General features: G+C 67.9%; 19 protein-coding genes. 8 read left to right on the top strand and 11 right to left on the bottom strand.

The features are described 5' to 3' along the window. Nucleotides 1-86: 86 nt before the first annotated feature. Together JOE57_RS16540 and JOE57_RS16535 are read left to right on the top strand one after the other, a co-directional pair. A complete protein-coding gene (locus JOE57_RS16540; RefSeq protein ID WP_204919691.1) occupies nucleotides 87-584 on the top strand; it encodes a SigE family RNA polymerase sigma factor in 498 nt (165 codons plus the stop codon). Further along, entirely contained in the window at nucleotides 577-2,106 is a 1,530-nt protein-coding gene (locus JOE57_RS16535) for a hypothetical protein (protein ID WP_204919690.1), read from the top strand. The genes JOE57_RS16540 and JOE57_RS16535 overlap by 8 nt, the downstream gene beginning before the upstream one ends. On the opposite strand, the gene JOE57_RS16530 is transcribed toward JOE57_RS16535, so the two are convergent. Genes JOE57_RS16530 through JOE57_RS16520 form a run of 3 tightly spaced genes read right to left on the bottom strand, consistent with a single transcriptional unit; the run spans nucleotide 2,103 to nucleotide 5,545 of the window. After that, nucleotides 2,103-2,849 (bottom strand): succinate dehydrogenase/fumarate reductase iron-sulfur subunit, encoded by a 747-nt coding sequence (locus JOE57_RS16530; RefSeq protein ID WP_204919689.1) that lies wholly within the window; start codon nucleotides 2,847-2,849, stop codon nucleotides 2,103-2,105. The two genes, JOE57_RS16535 and JOE57_RS16530, sit on opposite strands and share 4 nt — an antisense overlap. Continuing rightward, nucleotides 2,846-4,834, bottom strand: coding sequence for a fumarate reductase/succinate dehydrogenase flavoprotein subunit (locus JOE57_RS16525; RefSeq protein WP_204919687.1), 1,989 nt, complete (start codon nucleotides 4,832-4,834; stop codon nucleotides 2,846-2,848). The genes JOE57_RS16530 and JOE57_RS16525 overlap by 4 nt, the downstream gene beginning before the upstream one ends. Continuing rightward, complete coding sequence (locus tag JOE57_RS16520; protein WP_204919685.1) at nucleotides 4,835-5,545, bottom strand: succinate dehydrogenase/fumarate reductase transmembrane subunit; 711 nt, start codon at nucleotides 5,543-5,545, stop codon at nucleotides 4,835-4,837. Nucleotides 5,546-5,699: 154 nt separating this feature from the next. Here JOE57_RS16520 and JOE57_RS16515 point away from each other — a divergent pair, with 154 nt between their 5' ends. Both JOE57_RS16515 and JOE57_RS16510 read left to right on the top strand, forming a co-directional pair. Beyond that, nucleotides 5,700-6,404: a hypothetical protein gene (locus JOE57_RS16515; protein ID WP_204919684.1), complete on the top strand. Its 705-nt coding sequence runs from the start codon at nucleotides 5,700-5,702 to the stop codon at nucleotides 6,402-6,404. A gap of 39 nt (nucleotides 6,405-6,443) precedes the next feature. Next, nucleotides 6,444-7,736, top strand: a complete 1,293-nt coding sequence (locus tag JOE57_RS16510; protein ID WP_204919683.1) for an HNH endonuclease signature motif containing protein — start codon at nucleotides 6,444-6,446, stop codon at nucleotides 7,734-7,736. Between the two features lie 455 nt (nucleotides 7,737-8,191). Here the strand turns inward: JOE57_RS16510 and trmD are convergent, their stop codons facing one another. From trmD to rpsP, 4 genes are all read right to left on the bottom strand, one after another. Beyond that, a complete protein-coding gene (trmD, locus tag JOE57_RS16505) occupies nucleotides 8,192-9,346 on the bottom strand; it encodes a tRNA (guanosine(37)-N1)-methyltransferase TrmD (RefSeq protein WP_338041352.1) in 1,155 nt (384 codons plus the stop codon). After that, nucleotides 9,346-9,900: a ribosome maturation factor RimM gene (gene rimM / locus JOE57_RS16500; RefSeq protein ID WP_204919682.1), complete on the bottom strand. Its 555-nt coding sequence runs from the start codon at nucleotides 9,898-9,900 to the stop codon at nucleotides 9,346-9,348. The genes trmD and rimM overlap by 1 nt, the downstream gene beginning before the upstream one ends. A gap of 97 nt (nucleotides 9,901-9,997) precedes the next feature. Continuing rightward, the gene (locus JOE57_RS16495) at nucleotides 9,998-10,270 is read right to left on the bottom strand and encodes an RNA-binding protein (RefSeq protein ID WP_204919680.1); all 273 of its coding nucleotides are present in this window, start codon (nucleotides 10,268-10,270) and stop codon (nucleotides 9,998-10,000) included. Between the two features lie 2 nt (nucleotides 10,271-10,272). Then, a complete protein-coding gene (gene rpsP, locus JOE57_RS16490) occupies nucleotides 10,273-10,731 on the bottom strand; it encodes a 30S ribosomal protein S16 (RefSeq protein ID WP_204919679.1) in 459 nt (152 codons plus the stop codon). A gap of 388 nt (nucleotides 10,732-11,119) precedes the next feature. Here rpsP and JOE57_RS16485 point away from each other — a divergent pair, with 388 nt between their 5' ends. The 4 genes from JOE57_RS16485 to JOE57_RS16470 are packed head-to-tail and all read left to right on the top strand — an operon-like array spanning nucleotide 11,120 to nucleotide 15,593. After that, a complete protein-coding gene (locus JOE57_RS16485; protein WP_204919678.1) occupies nucleotides 11,120-12,889 on the top strand; it encodes a type 2 periplasmic-binding domain-containing protein in 1,770 nt (589 codons plus the stop codon). Beyond that, on the top strand, nucleotides 12,889-13,821 hold the full coding sequence (locus JOE57_RS16480; protein WP_204919677.1) for a carbohydrate ABC transporter permease: 933 nt from the start codon (nucleotides 12,889-12,891) through the stop codon (nucleotides 13,819-13,821). Before JOE57_RS16485 ends, JOE57_RS16480 begins: the two co-directional genes overlap by 1 nt. A 12-nt stretch (nucleotides 13,822-13,833) precedes the next feature. After that, nucleotides 13,834-14,820, top strand: coding sequence for an ABC transporter permease (locus JOE57_RS16475; protein ID WP_204919676.1), 987 nt, complete (start codon nucleotides 13,834-13,836; stop codon nucleotides 14,818-14,820). A 29-nt stretch (nucleotides 14,821-14,849) separates the two neighbouring features. Next, nucleotides 14,850-15,593: a dienelactone hydrolase family protein gene (locus tag JOE57_RS16470; RefSeq protein ID WP_204919675.1), complete on the top strand. Its 744-nt coding sequence runs from the start codon at nucleotides 14,850-14,852 to the stop codon at nucleotides 15,591-15,593. Between the two features lie 10 nt (nucleotides 15,594-15,603). Here JOE57_RS16470 and JOE57_RS16465 read toward each other — a convergent pair whose 3' ends face one another. The 4 genes from JOE57_RS16465 to ffh are packed head-to-tail and all read right to left on the bottom strand — an operon-like array spanning nucleotide 15,604 to nucleotide 21,915. Next, complete coding sequence (locus tag JOE57_RS16465; RefSeq protein ID WP_204919674.1) at nucleotides 15,604-16,455, bottom strand: ABC transporter permease; 852 nt, start codon at nucleotides 16,453-16,455, stop codon at nucleotides 15,604-15,606. Then, the gene (locus JOE57_RS16460) at nucleotides 16,452-19,274 is read right to left on the bottom strand and encodes an alpha/beta fold hydrolase (RefSeq protein ID WP_204919673.1); all 2,823 of its coding nucleotides are present in this window, start codon (nucleotides 19,272-19,274) and stop codon (nucleotides 16,452-16,454) included. Before JOE57_RS16460 ends, JOE57_RS16465 begins: the two co-directional genes overlap by 4 nt. Further along, entirely contained in the window at nucleotides 19,255-20,337 is a 1,083-nt protein-coding gene (locus JOE57_RS16455; RefSeq protein WP_204919672.1) for an amidohydrolase family protein, read from the bottom strand. The genes JOE57_RS16460 and JOE57_RS16455 overlap by 20 nt, the downstream gene beginning before the upstream one ends. A 9-nt stretch (nucleotides 20,338-20,346) precedes the next feature. Then, complete coding sequence (gene ffh, locus JOE57_RS16450) at nucleotides 20,347-21,915, bottom strand: signal recognition particle protein (protein WP_204920531.1); 1,569 nt, start codon at nucleotides 21,913-21,915, stop codon at nucleotides 20,347-20,349. Between the last annotated feature and the right edge of the window lie 6 nt (nucleotides 21,916-21,921).

Here is a 21,921-nt window from a genome sequence, read left to right as displayed (position 1 = left end):
ACCCCCGCCCGCACATCCGGTGGTCGAAGCATGCAACCTGGCCCTGCCCGGCAGCGTAGAGACAGCAGTAATGAGATGGAGGACTGGTGGACGAACAAGCGTTCGACGTGTTCTACACCCAGTCCTTCGGACGACTGGTCGGCCAGATCTACGCCATCTGTGGCAACCTGACCGAGGCCCAGGACTGCGTCCAGGAAGCGTTCGTACGAGCGTGGGACAAACGCAGGACGCTGGACACCGACCAGTCGCCGGAGGCCTGGGTCAGGACTGTTGCGTACCGGCTGGCGGTCAGCCGGTGGCGCAGGGCCCGACGCGCCTTCCTGCCACCGGACCGGGCCCACGAGCCGGCGCCGCCGCCGCAGCCCGACGTCACCCGCGTCGCCCTCAACGACGCACTGCAGACACTTCCCCACGACCAACGGCGAGCCATCGTCCTGCACCACCTGTGCGACCTGTCGGTCGCCGACGTGGCGCACGAGGTCGGAGCGCCGGTCGGCACGGTCAAGGCTCGACTGTCGCGCGGCCGCGCCGCACTGGCCCGGCTGCTCGCCGACGAGGTACCTCAGGAGTTGCGCCATGGCTGAGAACAACCACTTCCCCGGGCTGGAGGAGTTGGCTCACGAGGGTGAGCGCTACGCCACTCCATTGCCCGCCGAGCGGGTCCGCGAGCTCGGCACCCGCCGTCGCCGGCGCCGGCACGCCGTCGCCCTGGCTGCGGCACTGGCCGCTGTCATCCTCACCGGTGGCGCTGTGGTCACCGGGAACGGCCTCTTCACGACGCTGCCGCCGCCGGTGGCGCACACGCCGAAGCCCCAGCGCACCGCTGCGCCGGTGCCGCTGGTGTCAGCCACCAACCTGCCGACCGAGGCCGACCTCGAATGGCATCAGCCCGGCGACTTCAAGGTCTCCGAGACCTACTCGGGCGCCGGTCAGGATGTGGCGAGCAGCTGCTTCCTGGCCAACCCCGAGTCGTTCGGACCGGTGGCCATCTTCCGCCGCGACTATGTCCTGTCCGGCAGCACCAAGGGCAACTTCGCCAGCGCCGTCACCATGCAGTTCGACACGGCTGCCCAGGCTGAGGCAGTCGTCAAGACGATGACCGGCTGGGCCGATGACTGCGCTCGGACGCTCACCCGGCAAGGTCATCACAAGGCCGGCCATGGTGACTGGTATGACGTGGACGCGGGCGCCGGTCAGGCGAAGTTCATCGAGGTGTACGCCGACGTGCTCGGCGCCCCCGGCTCGAGCCCGCTGAGCTTCGACTACTACGGGCTGGTCCGGGTGGACGAGCGGGTCACGTTCGTCTCCATGCTGACGAGCGGCCAGGACTCCCACTGGTCCTACGACAAGGGCTCAGCCAAGCTCCCACTGCAGCCGATGTTCCGGTCGCTGCCCAAGGTGGCAGAGCGCCTGGCGGGCACCCGGGCCACGGATCGGCCGTCCCCGAAGACCCGTACGCTCAGCAGTCGAAATCTCATCCCGGCGGCCGACCTTCCGCCGCGGCCGGCCTATCGGATCGCCTCGTCCCGCCAGATGCCGGCCGGTGTCGGCCGTAGCCTGGATCAGCTGTCGGTCTGCCAGCGGGCCGGGCTGGAGGTGCTGGGCGCGAGCAGCCGGCTTGGGCGCAACTACCGTGAGGTGCCCCCCACCAAGCCCGCCGCCGACTACCCCCTCAGGGACCTGCCGAACATCTACACCCTCGTATTGCAGTTCCCTGACGAGGCAACGGCGCGGAAGGCCTTCCGCACCTACACCGGCTGGGTCGACAGCTGTCCCGGCGCGCTGGCCCAGGCCGGCTTCCAGGTCCGCGAGACCCAGAACGGCAAGCCCAGCAGGCCCGAGTGGTATCCGGTCACGGTGGAGAACGGCAGCGCGAAGTTCACCGAGATCGTCTACAAGCGGCCGGCCGAGACCACCCGGGACGCGGGCTACTTCGAGGGCATCGGGATGACCGTGGTCGGTGACCGGATGATGATCGGCGTGTACCTCTGGTACGGCACCGAGCACTACTGGGCGGTCGACCCGACCAACGATCCCTCAGGTGGCGGGCCGCATCCGCTGGCCCGGATCCTGCCGTTGGCCGCAACCGCCCTCGGTCGTGGCTAGGCCTGGTTGCGGGAGAGGGCGCCCAGCAGGTCCCGGTTCATCCTCGAGATCGTCTCGAGCGGGATCCCCTTCGGGCAGACTGCGGTGCACTCGCCGATGTTGGTGCAGCTGCCGAACCCCTCCTCCTCGTGCTGGGCCACCATGCCCAGCACCCGGGAGTCGCGCTCCGGCTGACCCTGCGGCAGCAGCCCGAGGTGGGTGATCTTGGCGGCTGTGAAGAGGGTCGCCGAGCCGTTCGGGCAGGCGGCCACGCAGGCCCCGCAGCCGATGCAGGTGGCGGCGTCGAAGGCATGGTCGGCGTCGCGCTTGGGCACCGGCGTCGCGTGCGCGTCGGGTGCCGAGCCGGTCGGTACGCTGATGAACCCGCCTGCCTGGATGATCCGGTCGAAGGCGCTCCGGTCCACCACCAGGTCCTTGATCACCGGGAACGGCTCCGCCCGCCACGGCTCTACGTCGATGACCGCCCCGTCGGCGAACGACCGCATATGGAGCTGGCAGGTCGTGGTCTGCTGCGGCCCGTGGGCGATGCCGTTGATCACCACACCGCACATCCCACAGATGCCCTCCCGGCAGTCATGATCGAAAGCGATCGGGTCGTCGCCCTCCAGCGTGAGTCGCTCGTTGAGGACGTCCAGCATCTCCAGGAAGGACATGTGCTCGGAGACGTCTTCGACCCGGTAGGTGACCATGCGGCCCTCGGCCGCAGCGTTGGGTTGACGCCATACGCGCAGGGTGATGTTCACTTGTAGCTCCGTTGTTTCATCTCGACGTACTCGTACTCCAACGCTTCCTTGTGCAGGACGGGCTGACCGCCGTTGCCGAACTCCCAGGCCGAGACGTAGGCGAACTCGTCGTCATGCCGCAGCGCCTCACCGTCCTCGGTCTGTGACTCCGACCGGAAGTGACCGCCGCACGACTCCCGGCGGACCAGGGCATCCACGCACATCAGCTCGGCCAGCTCGAAGAAGTCGGCCACCCGGCCGGCCCGTTCGAGGGTCTGGTTGAGCTCCTCGTTGGTGCCGAGCACCTTGACGTCGACCCAGAACTCGTCCCTGAGCTCGCGGATCCGGGAGATGGCCTTGCGCAGGCCCTCCTCGTTGCGCTCCATCCCGCAGTACTCCCACATGATGTGGCCGAGCTCCTTGTGGAAGCTGTCCACTGTCCGGGTGCCGTTGATGGAGAGGAACTTCTGGATCCGCTCGTTGACCGACTGGACCGCCTCGAGGGCGGCCGGGTGCGCAGCGTCGACCGGCTCGAACGGCCCGGCGGCCAGGTAGTCGTTGATCGTGTTCGGCAGCACGAAGTAGCCGTCCGCGAGACCCTGCATCAGAGCGCTTGCTCCGAGCCGGTTGGCTCCGTGGTCGGAGAAGTTGGCCTCTCCGGCCACAAACAGCCCGGGCAGGTTGGACTGCAGGTCATAGTCGACCCACAGACCGCCCATCGTGTAGTGCACTGCCGGGTAGATCCGCATCGGCGTCTCGTAAGGGTTCTCGCCGGTGATCTGGGCGTACATGTCGAACAGGTTGCCGTACTTGGCCTCGACTGCCTTCCGGCCCAACCGTTGGATGGCATCGGCGAAGTCCAGGTAGACACCCAGGCCACCGGGGCCGACCCCCCGACCCTCGTCGCAGACATACTTCGCGGCGCGGGACGCGATGTCCCGCGGCACCAGGTTGCCGAACGAAGGGTAGATCCGCTCCAGGTAGTAATCCCGGTCGGCTTCGGGGATCTCGCGCGGGTCGCGCTTGTCCTCGCCGCTCTTGGGGACCCAGATCCGGCCATCGTTGCGGAGCGACTCGCTCATCAGGGTCAGCTTGGACTGATACGCACCACTGACCGGGATGCAGGTCGGGTGGATCTGGGTGTAGCAGGGATTGGCGAACAGGGCGCCCTTGCGGTGCGCCCGCCAGGTGGCGGTGACGTTGCAACCCATGGCGTTCGTGGACAGGAAGAACACGTTGCCGTAACCGCCGGAGGCCAGCACCACAGCATCGGCGAAGTGCGTCTCGATCTCACCGGTGACCATGTCGCGGGCCACGATGCCGCGGGCCTTGCCATCGACGACGATCAACTCCAACATCTCGTGCCGGGTGTGCATCTCAACCGTCTTCGCGGCCACCTGACGTTCCAGAGCCTGGTAGGCACCGATCAGCAGCTGCTGGCCCGTCTGCCCACGGGCATAGAAGGTCCGCGAGACCTGGACCCCGCCGAAGGAGCGGTTGTCCAGCAGGCCGCCGTACTCGCGGGCGAACGGCACCCCCTGAGCCACGCACTGGTCGATGATCTCCACACTGACCTGCGCCAGCCGGTAGACGTTGGACTCGCGGGAGCGGAAGTCGCCACCCTTGACCGTGTCATAGAAGAGCCGGTAGATGGAGTCGCCGTCGTTACGGTAGTTCTTAGCCGCGTTGATGCCGCCTTGGGCGGCGATCGAGTGCGCGCGCCGCGGGCTGTCCTGGTAGCAGAAGCTCTTCACCCGGTACCCCGCCTCGCCCAGAGTGGCAGCCGCCGAGGCACCTGCCAGCCCGGTTCCGACGATGATCACCGACAGCTTGCGCCGGTTGGCCGGGTTCACCAGCTTGGCGGTGAACCGGCGCAGGTCCCAGCGCTCGTTGATCGGGCCGCCGGGCGCCTTGTCATCCTTGATCGGAGCACCCTCGGTGTAGAGCGTGTCCGCGTCGACGGACTTCAGGGTGTCGACAGCGGCTGCTGTCGTGTGTTCGGTCATCTATCTCACCAATCCAAAGAGGACGAAGTACGGCGGGAGCAGGAACCCGACCGTGATCACCACTGCGACGAGCCAGGCGAGCCCGTTGAGGACGGACCGGGTCTTGGCGCTCCGGTTGGCGCCCAAGGTGGCGAAGGCACTCCAGAAACCGTGACGCAGGTGCAGGCCCACCGCGAGCATGGCGATGGTGTACGACAGCACCACCCACCAGATGGAGAATCCGTTGACGACCCGCTGGTACGGCGAGGCCGAGGCACCTCCAGGCGCGATCACGTTCGCCGTCAGGTGCAGCAGGTGGTAGATCACGAAGAGCAGGATGATCACTCCTCCCCAGCGCATCGTGAACGACGAGTAGGAGCGCTGGACCCCGCGACGTGCCCGACTGCTCTGGTAACGGCTGACGCCTCCGCGAGCCCTGTTGTTTCGCCGCCACAAGGTGATCGCCGCATAGAAGTGGATCAGCACACTGGCCAGCAGGACCACCCGGATGATCCACAGCAGGCCGGAGTGCGGCAGCAGCGGATAGAGGATCACACGCAGATGGTGGGAGTAGCCGTCGAACGCCTCCCGACCGGCGAACAGCTTGAGGTTGCCGTACATGTGCAGGATGAGATACCCGACCATGATCAAGCCGCTGATGGCCATCAGGCTCTTCAGCACCACAGTCGACCTGACAGCCCGCTGTTGCGGGGTCAAAGAAGTTGTCGCCACGTGGTCAACACTAGAACGCAGCCGGGCAAACCGCTAAGTTAGGCAAGCCTGGCGTGGCGTACGTCTCATCCTGCGTCGGACCCGCAATCGCGTCGCTCCGGGAGCGTCGTAGCGCAGCCTTCTCCTTCACCACCGGCTGGCCTAGATTGAAGGCATGAACCAGGACCGCTTCTCCGGTGACCCCGACGACTCCGACGAGGATTGGGAGCCGGAGTTCTCGGCTCGGAGCGCGGCCGCGGTGCGTCTCGCCGCACAGGACGTCATCGAGGCCTTCAAGCATCATGTCGACGTCGTCTGCGCCGCCACCAGCCCCGCGGCCGAGGACAGTATCGACACGTCGGCCGAGGTGCTGCGTGAGGCTCTGCACCGCTTCACGGAACGGCAGTCTGACCACTGCGGCGAGTGGACGCCGTTCTACGACGCGTTCGAACCCGAGGACGACGAGGAGGACGAGCTGGACGACCTATTGGAACAGCTCATCGACGGCGACGACGGCCTCGGGCCCGTAACGGGCATCAGTCGGCTGGCCCGCTGGGACTTCGAAGTCGTCGACGAGGACGCCGTGATCGCGGCCGGCAAGGCGGCGTGGCGGGAGGAGTACCCCGACACCACCGAAGACGACCTGGCCAGTCACAACCACAATGTCGGCCTGGCCATCTACAACATCACCCACGTACGCGGCCAGGAGGCCCTGCTGGAGACCGAGGGCCTGGAGCCGACCTGGGGCTACATCGCGACCTACCAGCAACAGGAGCTGGGTCCGCTGGAGACCGATGACGGCTCAGACGAGGTGTTCGCGATGGAGCGCCCACCGCTGTTCTCCGAGGAGTATGTCTTCAGCGAAGATGAGCCTTCCTGAGGTCTTGTATTCGAACGCATGTTCGATTAACATGGATCCATGGAACTGCTGGATCAGCTGGACAGGGTACTGGCTGACCTGATCGCGCTCGCGGAGAGCGGAGGGCTTCAGAACCTCAACGACGAGTCCCTGGCCGAGTTCGGGCAGGACTTCGAACGAGTCAGAAATCGGCTGGCTCTCGTGGATCATCAACTGATCGCCGAGTGTGACCAGCGTGGCCTTGGGCGACGGTGGCTTCAGCGCGATACGGCGGGACTGCTCAGCCAACTGCTGAGCGTGTCTTCGGGCGAGGCCCGGAACCGGGTCAGGGCAGCCGAGGCGTTGCGCCCTCGGTCGACGCTGCAGGGCGATCCGTTGCCGCCGAACCGGCCGGTGTTGTCAGACCTGCTCCGCAGCGGACGACTCAACCCGGAGCAGCGCACTACCGCGATCGACACCCTGGAGCTGCTCGAACGTGCCGGTCTCGACCCGACCGAGGTGTCGGCTGCAGAGCAGACGCTGACGGACCTCAGCGGACAGCTCGTACCGAAGGACTTCCGCAAGGCGGCCAGCAAGCTGGTGGAAGTGCTGCTACCCGATGGCCGGCTGGACGACATCGCGCACAGCAACCTGCGCGACTTCTGGCTGCGACCGAACCGCGATGGCTCCTTCACCCCCGGCGGGAGGGTGACTCCCGGACTCGGCGCCAAGCTGTTCGCGGTCCTTTCGCCGTTGGCAGCGCCCAGACCCACCGACGCCGACGGTCCGGACCCACGGAGCGCCGGTCAGCGACTCCACGACGCGTTGGAGGATGTCGCCTCCCGACTGCTGCGTGCGGGCGGACTGCCGGACTCGGGCGGAACGCCGGCCACGGTAGTCGTCATGATCGACGTGGAGAAGCTGTTGGCGCGGTGCGGCCATGGTGAGACCTCTGACGGCACCCTGCTGCCGGTGAGTGAGGTCCTCAAGCTGGCCAACGAGGCCGAGATCATTCCCGCCGCCTTCACCCGGAGCGGCCTGCCGCTCGACCTTGGCCGTGACCGTCGGATCGCCAACAAGAACCAGACGCTGGCCCTGATGGCTCGCGATGGCGGCTGCTCATTTCCCGGCTGCAGCGCCCCACCGGAGTGGTGTGAACGGCACCATGTGCGTTCCTGGCTCGACGGTGGCCGCACGGAGGTCAACAATCTGACGCTCCTCTGCGGCTACCACCACCGGGAGTTCGCCGACCGCGGCTGGAGCTGCGTCATGATCAACAAGCTCCCCGCCTGGGTACCCCCGCGATGGCGCGACCCCGCCCAACGCCCCCTCGTCCACCATCGAATCCGACAGCGATTCGGCCTCGCCGCCTGACCGTCTGACCTCGCCCCTCAACCTGTCGCCGCGCCCTGAGCCTGTCGCCGCGCCCCGAGCCTGTTTATATGCGCCCTGAGCCTGTCGAAGGGCGTGCCCTGAGCCCGTTTACGCGCCCTGAGCCTGTCGAAGGGCCTAGCACCACCGCCCGCTGAGCCCGTTTACGCGCCCTGAGTCCGTCGAAGGGCCCCACACCACCGCCCGCTGACCCTGTTTACGCGCCCTGAGCCTGTCGAAGGGCGGACCTGAGCTCGAAGGGCACTGCACCAGGTCTTCGACGAGCTCAGACCACGTAGTCCGCAGGGAGTCGGGGGTCTTCGACGAGCTCAGACCACGTAGTCCGCAGGGGGTCGGGGGTCTTCGACCAGCTCAGACCACGTGGTCCGCAGGGGGTCGGGGGTCTTCGACAAGCTCAGACCACGTAGTCCGCAGGGGGTCGGGGGTCTTCGACAAGCTCAGACCGCAGGGTCGGGGGGCGCGATCCGCATGCTTTGACAGGTAGCCGGCGCGAGCCGTTGGATCTCGGCCCGGAGTCGTTCGCCGATCCCACGGTTCCGCAGGTCGGGCACCACCATCGGCCTGCCGACGCTCCAGACCTCGCCATCGACGACCTCACCTCGCGCTGAGCCCACCAGCCGGCCGTTCTGGCGGGCCACCAGCACGGTGGCGCCCTGCAGCGAGGCCAGCACGTCATCCAGCGTCACGGACGACGTATCAGCGGCGCCGGCGGCCAGCTGCAGGGTCAGCAACTCCCCTGCATCCGACGAGGTGGCCTCGCCGACGATGATCTCGCGCAACTCAGCCGGCAGCAGGTCGGGTCGGCGTGCCCGGGTCTTCTCCACCGCCTGTTCGCGCCGCCAGCGAGCGATCTCGCCGTGATGGCCTGAGAACAGGATGTCCGGCACCTGCAGGCCTCTCCAGCTGGGTGGCTTGGTATACACCGGATACTCCAGCAGGCCGTCGTGGCCGGCGGAGTGGGACTCCTCGGCCAGTGACTCCGGATTGCCGATAACGCCGGGAATGAGTCGGACGAACGCCTCGGTGATCACCAGTGCAGCAGCCTCGCCCCCGTTGAGCACGTAGTCGCCGATGCTGATCTCGTCGACGCGCATCCGAGCGCGGGCATGCTCGACCACGCGTGCGTCGATGCCCTCATAGCGCCCGCAGGCGATGACCAGGTGCCTCTCCAGGGCGAGCTCGCCGGCGAGCGCCTGGGTGAACGGTCGACCCGACGGTGTCATCACCAGCAGCCTGGGCGCGCCGACCAGAGCCCTGTCGTCCTGAGACCGGTCATCGGGGGCCTGATTCCCTTGAAGTTCGTCGTCCCGCCCCAGCTGGGCTGGGACCGGCGCGTCTGGGACCGGCGCGTCAGGGACCGGCGCGTCTGGGACCAGCTCGTCCAGAGCCTCTCCCCACGGCTCCGGCTTCATCACCATCCCGGCGCCGCCACCGTAAGGCGTGTCATCGACGGTCCGATGCCGGTCGTGGGTCCACCGCCTGAGGTCGTGCACCCGCAGGTCGACCAGCCCGGACTCGATCGCCTTACCCGGCAGCGACAGCGACAGCGGGGCCAGGTAGTCGGGGAAGATCGAGACGATGTCCAGCCGCACTAGTGGTCCGTCCCGGCGTCGTTCGCGACCTGGTCATCCTCGTCGGCCAACAGGCCCGGGACCTCGGCCAGCCGGAGGAGGCCAGCCGCCAGGTCAACCTCGGGCACCAGGGTGGCCACGAACGGCACCAGCCGGGCCGAGCCGGCCGTACTGATCTCCAGCAGGTCCTGGGCCGGCAGATGGACCACCTGCAGCACCTTGCCGACCTCACGACCGGCCGCGTCCAGGACGCGCAGTCCCACCAGCTGCCGGTCGTAGTACTCCCCGTCATCCTCCGGCGTCTCGTCCTGGGGCACCCGGGCCACCAGAAGCAGGCCACGCGCGCCCTCGACGGCCGTGCGGTCAGTGAGCTCGGCGAACGTCAGCAGCAGCCGACCGTTGTGCATCCGTCGGGCGGCGACGGTGAGCGTACGGTCCTCGTCTTGCACCGACAACACCTGGCCGACAGCGAACCGCCGCTCGGGCTCGTCGGTGCGCAGCTCGATGGCGACCTCACCCCGAAGGCCGTGCGGCCGGCCGATGACGCCGACGATCACCTCGACTGTGCTGGTCATGCTTCCTCTCGTGTCGACCCGGAAATGCCGGACGCCCCGGTCCGATCCCGAGGGATCAGCCAGGGCGCCGGTGCGTTCAGCTGCGCAAGGTTAGGGATCAGCGCCGCCCGCGGCTTTGGCCACCGGATCGAGGACGCTTGTCGACATCGACGAAGTCGACACGCACCTGCTCCCGACCCGCCAGTGCGGCGACGACGGTGCGCAGAGCCGTCGCCGTGCGACCAGAGCGTCCGATCACCTTGCCGATGTCACTCGGGTCAACGCGAACCTCGAGCATCCGACCGCGACGCAGATCCTTGTCCTCGACCCGGACCTCGTCCGGGTTGGACACGATGCCACGGACCAGATGCTCGAGCGCCTCGGCCAGCACGATCAGCCTTCGGCGCCGGTCGACCCAGCCTCGTCAGACGCGGCCACGTCGGACTGGTCGGACGAAGTCTCGTCCTTGTCGCTCTTCTTCGACCGCGAGATGGCGGCGCTGGTCGGCTCGTCCTTGGAGTCGGCCAGAGCGGCGTTGAAGGCCTCGGTCTTGTTCTTCTTCTCCGGCTGCGGGTCGACGCCAGACGGGCTGGTGTCGCCGGTGAACTTCTGCCAGTCACCGGAGCGCTTGAAGATGGCGATGACAGCCTCCGTCGGCTGGGCGCCGACAGACAGCCAGTGCTGCGCCCGCTCCGAGTCGACCCGGATGACCGACGGGTCGTTCTTGGGGTGGTAGAGACCGATCTCCTCGATGGCACGACCGTCGCGCTTGGTGCGCGAGTCGGCGACCACGATGCGGTAGTGGGGCGAGCGGATCTTGCCCAGTCGCTTCAGACGAATCTTGACAGCCACGTGTGTGGATACTCCTGTATGGGTGTGCCTGGGTCCTGGCCCAGACTGTACGGGTGAACTCGTCATCTGGCGTGGGGCACCAGGAACTCGTTCGGATGGATCTGCATGCCCGGCGATGAGAGGGCACCATGACATACAGACGCAGCGTGCATTCTGCCAGACAGGATGGCCTCGATGCGAACCGAACCACCCGCGGTCCCCGTGGGGTCAGGACCGGCCACCCTTCCCGTTTGTGCGTCAGCCCACCGCTGGACTAGATAACGATCTAGGATGACACCCTCGAACAGTGGCCATGTCGTTGACAAAAGTCTGATCTTTGATGAATGATCCAGTCAGGCTTCCGCCTACAGACCTGTCCCGACCCACATCGAAGTGGAGATTCGCCGCTATGTCATCAGATGTATTGCCTGGATCATCATCGAATGTTTCGCGCAGAGCGTTCTTCAAAGCAGCCGGCCTAGGGCTGGGAACGGTTGCCTTCCCCTCCCTCCTGACCGCCTGCACAGGCGAGAAGACCAGCAGCGGTGACAAGCCCAAGGGCCTCGAGAACGTCAAGAAGGTCGAGTTGGGCGAGGCGACGCCGGGGGTTCTCTACCCCGAGGGCTACGTCGGGCCCCGCGCGACCCAGAAGAAGCCGTTCCATGACGGGTCCAAGACCTTCAAGGTCGTCGTGCAGCAGAACGCGCAGGTCGTCGGCGACTGGAACAAGAACGGCTTCACCAAGTGGATGGAGGAGCGGACCGGTCTCAAGGTCGAGTTCCAGGCCATCCTCACCACCGGTTCCGATGGCTCGATCGACCTGACCAAGGTCAACGCCATGATCGCCTCCGGCGAGCTGCCGGACGCCTTCCTCGGCATTCCGTTCAGCAATGACCAGATCTCGCTGTACGGCCAGCAGGGCATCTTCGTCGCCCTGGACGACTACATCGAGACCTATGCCCCCGAGATGCGGCGGGCGCGGACGGACTACCCCGGCTTCAAGACGCTCACCGCGGCCACCGACGGCAAGACCTACCAGTTCTCCGGCATCAACGACTGCTTCCACTGCCGGATCAGCCCTGGACGTGCCTGGATCAACAAGAAGTACCTGGACAAGGTCGGCGCCAAGATGCCAGAGACCACCGATGACCTGCGTCAGGTGCTGAAGCTGTTCAAGGACAAGGACCCGACCGGCAAGGGCAACATCATCCCGTTCGGCGCCAACGTGAACAACCAGGTCGACCGCTACATCATGAACGCCTTCCTCTACAACCCGGGCGGCGACGCCAATGGTGGCTGGATGCAGCTCAAGGACGGTAAGGTCGACTTCGTGGCCAACAAGCCCGAGTGGCGCGAGGGTCTGAAGTTCCTGCGGACGTTGTACGACGACGGCACGCTGACGCGGGACGCCTTCACCATGCCGGACGAGGCCTTCCTCAAGGCGGGCAACCAGGGGCGGCTGGGCTTTGTCCGGGCCTACTACTGGGGCAGCTTCATCGACATCACCTTCAACGGCAACGACCCGTGGCGCGACTACATCGCAGTGCCGCCGTTGAAGGGTCCGAACGGCGTGCAGTACGCCGGCTGGGACCACTACGGCTACCAGTCCCAGTCGCTGCTCATCACCAGCGCCTGCAAGAACCCGGAGCTGCTGGTGCAGTGGGGCGACTACCAGATGGAGCTCGAGGCCATCATGGGCGCCTACGGCGGCACCAAGGACAAGAACTGGGAGTGGGCGCAGCAGGGCGACAAGGGCATCAACGGCAAGCAGGCCGTCTTCCGGCTCACCAAGTTCCCGGCTCCCGAGGGCCAGGGCTGGGACCAGTACTCGATCATGTACCGCTCGAACGACTTCCGGCTCGGCCAGTACATCGACCCGAAGAAGCCGGACTTCGAGAAGGACCTCTACGAGGCGTCGGTCGGCTACAAGCCGTTCGCCGAGCCCGAGGACATGCAGGTCCCGCCGTTGCTGTTCGACGAGTCCGCAGCGGCCCAGAAGGCCGATACCGCGGCCGCCATCCAGACCCACGTCAAGCAGAGCCTGGCCAAGTTCTCGGTCGGCGAGCTGGACATCAACGATGACAAGGCCTGGAGCGACTACACCAAGAAGTTCGACGCGATCGGCCTGAAGGCCTACCTCGACATCTACCAGCAGGCCTACGACAAGCGGCCCAAGTGATGGCAGTGACCACGGCTGAGGCCACCACACCCCGGAAGGCTCGGCGGATCGCCGAGCCCCGGGGTGACCGGGCCTTCAACATCATCAACTACACCGTGCTGGCGGTGTTCACGCTGTCGGTGCTGTATCCACTCATCTATGTGATCAGCTCCTCGTTCAGCAGTGCGGCGGCGATCAACTCGGGTGCGGTCAAGTTTCTTCCGGTCGGGTTCAACGTCGACGCCTACCAGACGATCCTCGAGTCCCCGCGGCTGGTGACCGGCTTCATGAACTCGGCAATCTATGCCGTGGCCGGCGGTCTGCTCGGTACCGCGTTGACCGTGCTGGCCGGCTACCCGCTCTCCCGTGACGACCTGCCCTTCCGCCGAGTCCTGACCTTCTTCTTCCTCATCCCCACTCTGCTCTCGGCCGGCATCATCCCGACCTACATCGTGGTCCGCCAGCTGGGTCTGCTCGACACCCGCTGGGCGATCATCCTGCCGGGCTGCATGAGCGTCTTCAACATGATCATCACCCGGACCTTCTACAAGATCACCGTCCCCAGCGAGATGCTCGAGGCGGCCAAGGTCGACGGTGCCAGCGACTTCCGGTTCTTCTTCCGGATCGCGCTGCCGCTGAGCAAGCCGATCATCGCGGTGAACCTCCTGTTCTACGGGATCGCGCAGTGGAACGGCTGGTTCTCGGCGTTCATCTACCTGACCAACGCCGATCTCTACCCGCTACAGCTGGTGCTGCGGGAGATCCTCGCCCAGAGTGCTGTTAACCCGGCGCAGATCGGTGGCCCGGACGTCGGCGAGCTACTGCGACGCAAGGAGCTCTTCGACAAGCTCAAGTACGCGCTGATCGTGATCGCCATGGTGCCACCACTGATCGCCTACCCCTTCGTCCAGAAGCACTTCGTCAAGGGTGCTCTCATCGGATCCTTGAAGTAGCAGGAGGACGACATGGCTATCGAACAGCTGGACGCCAAGATCCCAGCAACGCCGAACGGACCGTCCCCCAGGGGCCTCCGGACCGGTTACCGTCACACGCTCGGTCGAAGGATGGCCCGCGGCTGGCAGCTGTACGTGCTGCTGCTGCCGCCGACGATCTACGCCATCCTCTTCCTGTACTGGCCGCTCTACGGCCTTCAGATCGCATTCAAGAACTTCAGCGTCGCCAGGGGCATCACCGGCAGCGCCTGGGCCGGCTTCAAGTACGTCGAGCAGTTCCTGACCTCATACCAGTTCTGGCCGATCCTCAAGAACACACTGATCCTCAACTTCTACGAGCTGATCGCGCTGTTCCCGTTGCCGATCATCCTCGCGCTGCTGCTCAACACGGTCCGGAGCAACCTCTACCGCCGTGGTGTCCAGCTCATCACCTATGCTCCGCACTTCATCTCCACCGTGGTCGTGGTCGGCATCCTGATCATGCTGTTCTCCCCGAGCGGCGGCATCGTCAACCAGGCCATCCAGTTCTTCGGTGGGCAGCCCACGGACTTCTTCAGCGAGTCCCTGTTCCGACATACCTATGTCTGGTCCGGGGCCTGGCAGACGCTCGGCTACTCGGCGATCATCTACCTGGCTGCCCTCTCCGGCATCGATCCGCAGCTGCATGAGGCCGCCAAGGTCGACGGCGCCAGCCTCGTCAAGCGGATCTGGCACATCGACCTGCCGGGCATCCTGCCGGTGACCATTACCTTGTTGATCCTCAACATGGGCTCGATGCTGTCGGTCGGTTTCGAGAAGGTGCTGCTGATGCAGAACCCGCTGAACCTGTCCGTGTCCGAGGTGATCGACACCTACTCCTACCGGGTGGCCTTCGTCTCGGCGCTGCCGCAGTACTCGTACGCGACCGCGATCGGCCTGTTCAAGTCCGTGATCGCACTGTCGATGCTGCTGCTCGCCAACTGGCTGGCCCGCCGGGTCGCCAAGGAGAGCCTGTTCTGACCGGCGGCAGCTGAGACTAGGTTTGCTCCATGCACACCCATCTCAGTCATGTCGTTCTCGACCCGGGCAGAGGCGGCAGCACCCGGCAGGTGCAGGCAATCCTCGTCCGGCCCAGCGACCCTGGTCCGTGGCCGGGCGTGGTGATGGTGCACGAGGCATTCGGGCTGGACGACGTGCTGGAACGGCAGGCCAGGCGGCTGGCCGAGGCTGGCTACGTCGTGCTGGCGCCGGACCTGTTCAGTGCGGGACCTCGCCTCCGCTGCCTGGTCAGCACCTTCAGGACGCTGCAGGCCGGGGCAGGCCCCGCGTTCGCCGACCTGGAGGCCGCGCGGCAGCACCTCAAGGCCGATCCCGGCTGTACCGGGCGGGTCGGGGTGATCGGCTTCTGCATGGGCGGCGGCTTCGCCCTGCTGCTGGCCCGCCGCGGCTTCGACGCCAGCTCGGTCAACTATGGCCGGCTGCCGGAGGACCTGGACGCCGCCGTCGCCGGCAGCTGTCCCATCGTGGCCAGCTACGGTGCCCGCGACAAGGGTCTCGCCGGCGCCGCACCGAGGCTCGCCGAGGCTCTGCGCAGAGCCGGCGTCCGGCACGACGTCGCGGAGTACCCCACCGCCGGCCACAGCTTCCTCAACGACGCCCCGAACGGACCTCGGGTGCTGCGGCCGCTGCTGCGGATCGCCGGGGTGGGACCCGACCCGGTCGCAGCGGCGGACGCCTGGCGGCGGATCGAGGAGTTCTTCGCCGAGCAGCTGGGCTCCCCTGCCGAGTCGTGACCAGCTCTGGTCAGCTGGTGATGTCCTTCCGCAGGAAGTGCCAGACAGCGGCGGCGACCAGCACCACCGCATAGCCGAGCGACCAGAGCGCACCGGTGGCCATGTCGGAGTAGTCGACCCGCGGCGCCAGCGCATCGGCCCACGCGTAGGCATAGTGGCCCGGCAGTGCCTGGCGCAGGTCGCCCAGGGCGGTGATCGAGTCCAGGATGGCGGACAGGATCATCAACAGCACCGCGCCGCCGACCGCGGCCAGTGGTGCGTCGGTCCAGACCCCCAGGGCGAAGGCGAAGGCACCCACCACCAGCAGGCTCACCATCAGATAGCCGGTGATGAGCAGTAGCCGCAGCCCGAACTCCGGCCAGCCGATCTGCTCCCCGGTCGGCCCGACGTAGGGTCCCCAACCGTAGGCCACTCCGCCGACCAGCAGCGCCCAGGCCGGCAGGAAGACCAGCGCTGCGGCGGAGAACACGCCGGCCGCCAGCAGCTTCTGACGCAGCAGGCGTTCCCGGCGGACGGGAGCCGCGAGCAGGTACCGCAGGCTCGACCAGCTCGCCTCGGACGGCACCGGATCGCCGCAGAACAGCGCGACCACCACGACCAGCAGGAAGCTGGTCGAGGCGAACAGGGCGAACACGACCAGGTTGGCCGCGCTCTCCTGGGCCAGGTCCACGAAACCTCGGGGGCCGGTGTCGTTCGGGTCGTCACCGAGGGCGAAGGCGCCGATCAGGATGAGCGGCAGCAGCACGAGCACGACGAAGACCCCCCGGGTCCGGCGACGGCGCAGCTGGCGGCCGATCTCGGCCCGCAGCGGCAACGACCGCCGCCGTATGACGGGCGACCATGGGCGGGGCAGCTGGGTCATGAGACCTCCGCCGGCGCCGTCACCAGGCTCATGAAGACCTCCTCAAGGTGACGGTGGCCATCGACCCCGTCGATGCCGAAGCCATGCTGCACCAGGGTGGACACCAGTTCCGCCCGCGGCCGGTCGCCGTGCACCCGCAACCCGTGGCCCTCGACCTGCACCTCGAGGCCCAGTTCCCGCAGCACCGCCGCCGCAGATGCCGGGTCGGTGTCGGGTTCGAAGCCGATGACCGTGACGTCAGGAGTGACGGTCAGCTCGTCGATGGCCCCGGACAGGACCACCCTGCCGTTGTGCATCACCACCACATGGCTGCACGTCTGCTCGACCTCGGCCAGCAGGTGACTGGAAACGACAACGGTGCGGCCGGTCGCCGCATAGTCGGTGAGCACCGTCCGCATCGCCTTGATCTGTGGCGGGTCGAGACCGTTGGTCGGCTCGTCGAGCAGCAGGAGCTCGGGCAGCCCGAGCATGGCCTGAGCGATCCCCAGCCGCTGCCGCATTCCCTGGCTGTAGCCGCGGACCCGCCGATGCACGGCGCTGCCGAGGCCGGCGATCTCGAGCGCCTGCTCCAGTCGGGCCTCAGCCGCGGGGCGCCCGGTGGCCTGCCAGTACGCCTGCAGGTTCTGCAGGCCGGTCAGATGCGGCAGGAAGCCGGGACCCTCGATCAGGGCGCCGACCGAGCCGAGCACGTCGGCGCCGGCGTGCACCGCCTCGCCGGCGACCCAGATGCCGCCCGAGTCGGGTCTGATCAGCCCGACCATCATCCGCATCGTGGTGGTCTTGCCAGCTCCGTTGGGGCCGAGCAGCCCTATCACCTGGCCAGCCTCAGCACTGAACGAGACCCCGTCCACGGCCCGGGTCCCGTCGCGGTACGTCTTCACCAGGTCCTCCACCACCAGCGGCGTCCCGCGCAGCTCCGGCCGCGGATGCGCGCTGCGCCGACGCAGCCACAGCACCACCATCGCGACCAGCGCGGCCAGCACCAGTGCCGCGACGACCACCAGCAGCGGTAGCGGCACCCTCACCGTGGCGGTGTCGAGTGGCGCCCCGGTGACGTCCGGCAGGCTCAGCACCGGCTCACCGGCCAGGCCGACGGTGTAGACGGTCGGGCTCGTCGGGATGGCGTACGCCTGGTCGGTGCTCGACACCACCAACTGCAGCCGGTGACCGACCGGGACCCGGTGCACCACCGGCGGCAGGGCGAGCCGGACCGTCGTCGGCCGGCCCGGCACCAGACCAGCCAGGTGGAGCGGTGCCACCGCCTGCTGGGGCAGGACCGCGGTCGAGGGGCCGGCGTCGGTCGCAGGACCGAGGTCCCACAGGGTGGCGAACAGGGTCGCGGTCGACGTCGACGACGTGACCGTCAGGCTCGCCGCGCCGCGTCCCACCAGCGTCCGCGGGCGGTCCAGCGGGTCGGTGGTGAAGATCACGGACTGTCCCGGCAACACCCCCAGCGGGTAGCTGCCGGCGCCCGCGAGGCCCGACAGCGCGCCTCTGCTGCCGGGCAGGCTGGTCAGCGCGGCCGGGCTGCCACCCGGCGGCGACACCATCGTCTGCTTCTGCCCATGCAGGCGGACGTCGTCTCGACGCAACGCCGTGCCTCGACCGGGGTAGGCGGTCAGCGAGAACTGCTCGGGCTCCCGGGTGCCGCCGTCGCGTCCGACCAACGAGGTCTGTGGCACGACGTAGTCGAAGCCGGCTGCCGCCGGTGTCTGGTCGTGCTTCAGGTACCTGCCGAACCACCCCGTCAGCTCGGGCAGCAGGGCGTCCAGGGAGATCTGGCTGTCGTGGCCACCAGCCACCCAGCTCATCCGGGACGGGGTGCTGGCGGGCAGCCCGCGCAGGTTGGCATCGGCGTGGTCCAACGGAAAGAGCGTGTCCTGCTCGCCCTGGATGATCAGAGTTGGTGCCGTGATCCGGCCGAGGAAGGGCTCGGTGCTCGACTGGTCCAGCAGCGTGACCAGCCCGCGGTCCGGTCGGCCGCTGCGTGCGGTCGCGGTATAGCCGCGGCAGAGCTCCAGGGTGAAGCGGCCGCACAGCTCCCGCCCGGCTGACCGGCCGGCTCCGTCGTCGGAGGCACCGCCGGTGTTGAGGCCGCCACCGTTGAGGAAGAACAGCGAGGCCCAGCGCTGCTTGAAGACGCCGGCCTGGCGGACCGGCGACACCTCGGCCGGGCTGCTCTGCCGGCCGGTGGTCGCATACTGCGGGAACAGCGCCTGGGTCAGGCTGTGCCAGGTGAAGGCCGGCGCGATGGCGTCTATCCGTGGGTCCAGCCCGGCCGCCAGCAGAGCCACCGCACCCCCGTACGACGCGCCGGCGAACCCGACCACCGGGTCACCATCGATCTTCTGCACCTCCGGCCGCGTCGCCGCCAGGTCGACGACCCGGGTCGCGTCCCGACCCTCGAAGCCGGGGTTGTCGAGATGGATCTTGCCGCCCGAACGGCCGAACCCGCGGGCGGTGTAGGTGAAGACCACGTAGCCGGCCCGGGCCAGTGACCGGCCGACGCCGGCGCTGTCGGTCTTCCTGCCGCCGAACCCGTGCGCGAGCACCACTGCGGGACGTGGCTGGTCGGACCTGGTCGCCAGCATGGAGACGTCGAGCCGGACCGGGGTCCCGTCCGGCTCGGGGGTGCCGCGAAGCGTCATCGCGGTCTCGATGACCGGAAGGTCGTCGGCGCCGGCCAGGGCCGGCCGAGCGACCAGCAGCGGCAGAGTCAGCAGCAGGACCAGCAGTACGGCGGCGGCCCGCTGGCGGTGCCGACTGACCGGGGTTGCCCGACCGACGCACCGCCGGCGGTCAGCCGACGAGCCGGCCACGCAGGATCACCAGCCGTGGATGCCGGAGCACGCCCAGCTCGGTGCGTGGGTCGGCGTCGAAGACGACCAGGTCCGCCGGCGCGCCGTCGGTGAGCGCGTCGGGTCGCCCGAGCCAGCGGCGCGCTCGCCAGGAGGCCGCGCCCAGGGCGTACTCGGTTGAGCAGAACTGGCCGAGCGCCTGCACCTCCTGCCCGATCAGTCCGTGCGGCAGCACTCCGCCGGCGTCCGTGCCGGCGTAGATCGGCACCCCTGCCTCGACGGCGTCGGCGAACACCTGCAGCCGGCTGGCATACAGCGATCGCATATGGGCGGCGTAGCTGGGAAACTTCGCCTCCCCGGCAGCGGCGAACGCCTCGAAGTTGTCCAGCTGGACCAGGGTCGGGACCAGCGCTACCTGGCGTTCGGCCATCGTCGCCAGATGGTCTGCGGTCAGCCCGGTACCGTGCTCGATGCCGTCCACCCCGGCGGCCAACAGCTCGGTCAGGCCCTCCTCGCCGAACATGTGGGCCGTCACCCGCACCCCCAGCTGGTGCGCCCGGTCAACCGCGGCCATGAGCGCCCGCTGGGGCCACAGCGGGGCCAGGTCGCCGACGTCCCGGTCGATCCAGTCACCGACCAGCTTGACCCAGCCGTCGCCCGCCCGGGCCTGCCGCTCCACCGTGGCGCCCAGCTCGTCCGGCTCCACCTCGTCGGCGTAGTTGCGGGTGTAGCGCCTGGGCCGGGCGATATGCCGACCGGCGCGGATGATCCTCGGCAGATCCTCCCGGCCATCGATCCAGCGGGTGTCGGCGGGAGAGCCGGCGTCGCGCAGCAGCAGAGCACCCGCGTCACGATCGGCCAGCGCCTGCCGCTCCGCCGTCTCATCCGGCACCGCGCCATCGGCATCCAGCCCGACATGGCAGTGCGCGTCCACCAGTCCCGGCATCAGCCAGACCCCGGTCGCCACCGTGTCCGCGTCACGGACCGGCTCGGTCCGTACCACCCCCTCGACCACCCACAGGTCGCGCTGGTCCCCGTCCGGCAGTACGACACCTCGAAGGTGCAGACGGCGGTGGTGGGGCACGGGTCGGGCTTACTTGCCTGGTTTACCGAACATGTTGCGCAGGTCGGGCGGCAGCTGGAAGTCCCCCATCGCCTCCTGCAGCTGTTTCGGGTCGAGGTCCTGCGCTCCGGCGCCGAAGGCGGCAGCGGGGTCGACGGCCGGCTGCGGCTGAGCCGGCTGGTTGCGCTTGGCCGGGTTGCCGGAGACCTTGCGTCCCTTCTTCTTCTGCTGCTTGGCCTGCTGCTTGCGGGCGCCACCGCCCATCCCGGGCAGGCCCGGCATGCCGGGCATCTTGCGGGAAGCCATCGACATCATCATCTTGCGCGCCTCGAAGAAGCGGTTGACCAGGCTGTTGACCTCGGACACCTCCACCCCGGAGCCACGGGCGATCCGGGCCCGGCGGGAGCCGTCGATGATCTTGGGGTTGTCCCGCTCGGTCGGCGTCATCGAGTAGATGATCGCCTCGATCCGGTCGACCTCCTTCTCGTCGATGCCGGCGATCTGCTCCTTCATCTCCCCCATGCCGGGCAGCATCCCGAAGATCTTCGACAGCGGGCCCATCTTGCGGACCATCTGCATCTGCTGCAGGAAGTCGTTCAGGCCGAACTCCCCACCCTGCCCGGTCAGCTTGGCGGCCGCCTTGGCCGACTGCTCCGCGTCGAAGGTCTTCTCCGCCTGCTCGATCAGGGTCAGCATGTCACCCATGCCGAGGATCCGGCTCGCCATCCGGTCGGGATGGAAGACGTCGAAGTCCTTCAGCTGCTCACCGTTGGAGGCGAACATGATCGGCCGTCCGGTGACCCGGGCGATCGACAGTGCCGCGCCACCACGGGCATCGCCGTCCAGCTTGGTCAGCACCACCCCGTCGTAGCCGACCCCGGCGGCGAAGGCGCGGGCGGTGTTCACCGCGTCCTGGCCGATCATCGCGTCGACGACGAACAGCACCTCGTCCGGGTTGACGGCGTCGCGGATGTCCGCGGCCTGCTGCATCAGCTCCGAGTCGACACCCAACCGGCCGGCGGTGTCGACGATGACGACGTCGTACAGCTTGTGCTGAGCCTCGCTGACCGAGTCGCGCGCCACCCGGATCGGGTCACCGACCCCGTTGCCGGGCTCGGGTGCGAAGACGTGCACACCGGCACGCTGGCCGACGACCTGGAGCTGTGTGACCGCGTTCGGGCGCTGCAGGTCGGCAGCCACCAGCAGCGGCGAGTGCCCCTGCTCCTTCAACCAGAGCGCGAGCTTGCCCGCCAGGGTGGTCTTGCCGGAGCCCTGCAGGCCGGCCAGCATGATGACGGTCGGCGGCCGCTTGGCGAAGCGGAGCACCCGGGTCTCCCCGCCGAGGATGCCGATCAGCTCGTCGTTGACGATCTTGATGACCTGCTGGGCCGGGTTCAGCGCACCCGACAGCTCCGCGCCGCGGGCCCGCTCCTTGACCGCGGCGACGAAGTCCTTGACCACAGCCAGGGCCACGTCGGCCTCCAGCAGCGCGATCCTGATCTCGCGGCAGGTCGCGTCGATGTCGGCGTCGGAGAGGCGGCCCTTGCCCCGGAGGGTCTTGAAGGTGGCGGCCAGGCGGTCTTGCAGGGTGTCGAACACGGTGTC

This window comes from Microlunatus panaciterrae, assembly GCF_016907535.1.
Taxonomy (GTDB): Bacteria; Actinomycetota; Actinomycetes; order Propionibacteriales; family Propionibacteriaceae; genus Microlunatus; species Microlunatus panaciterrae.
Note: the sequence above shows the minus strand (reverse complement) of the source record. Positions and strands in the feature narration are given on the sequence as shown.

Coding starts and splice junctions, on each gene's coding strand:
- JOE57_RS16475 (WP_204919676.1), top strand. CDS start 13,834: ATGGCTATCGAACAGCTGGACGCCAAGATCCCAGCAACGCCGAACGGA.
- JOE57_RS16485 (WP_204919678.1), top strand. CDS start 11,120: ATGTCATCAGATGTATTGCCTGGATCATCATCGAATGTTTCGCGCAGA.
- rimM (WP_204919682.1), bottom strand. CDS start 9,900: ATGACCAGCACAGTCGAGGTGATCGTCGGCGTCATCGGCCGGCCGCAC.
- JOE57_RS16465 (WP_204919674.1), bottom strand. CDS start 16,455: ATGACCCAGCTGCCCCGCCCATGGTCGCCCGTCATACGGCGGCGGTCG.
- JOE57_RS16515 (WP_204919684.1), top strand. CDS start 5,700: ATGAACCAGGACCGCTTCTCCGGTGACCCCGACGACTCCGACGAGGAT.
- JOE57_RS16510 (WP_204919683.1), top strand. CDS start 6,444: ATGGAACTGCTGGATCAGCTGGACAGGGTACTGGCTGACCTGATCGCG.
- JOE57_RS16480 (WP_204919677.1), top strand. CDS start 12,889: ATGGCAGTGACCACGGCTGAGGCCACCACACCCCGGAAGGCTCGGCGG.
- JOE57_RS16525 (WP_204919687.1), bottom strand. CDS start 4,834: ATGACCGAACACACGACAGCAGCCGCTGTCGACACCCTGAAGTCCGTC.
- JOE57_RS16535 (WP_204919690.1), top strand. CDS start 577: ATGGCTGAGAACAACCACTTCCCCGGGCTGGAGGAGTTGGCTCACGAG.
- JOE57_RS16470 (WP_204919675.1), top strand. CDS start 14,850: ATGCACACCCATCTCAGTCATGTCGTTCTCGACCCGGGCAGAGGCGGC.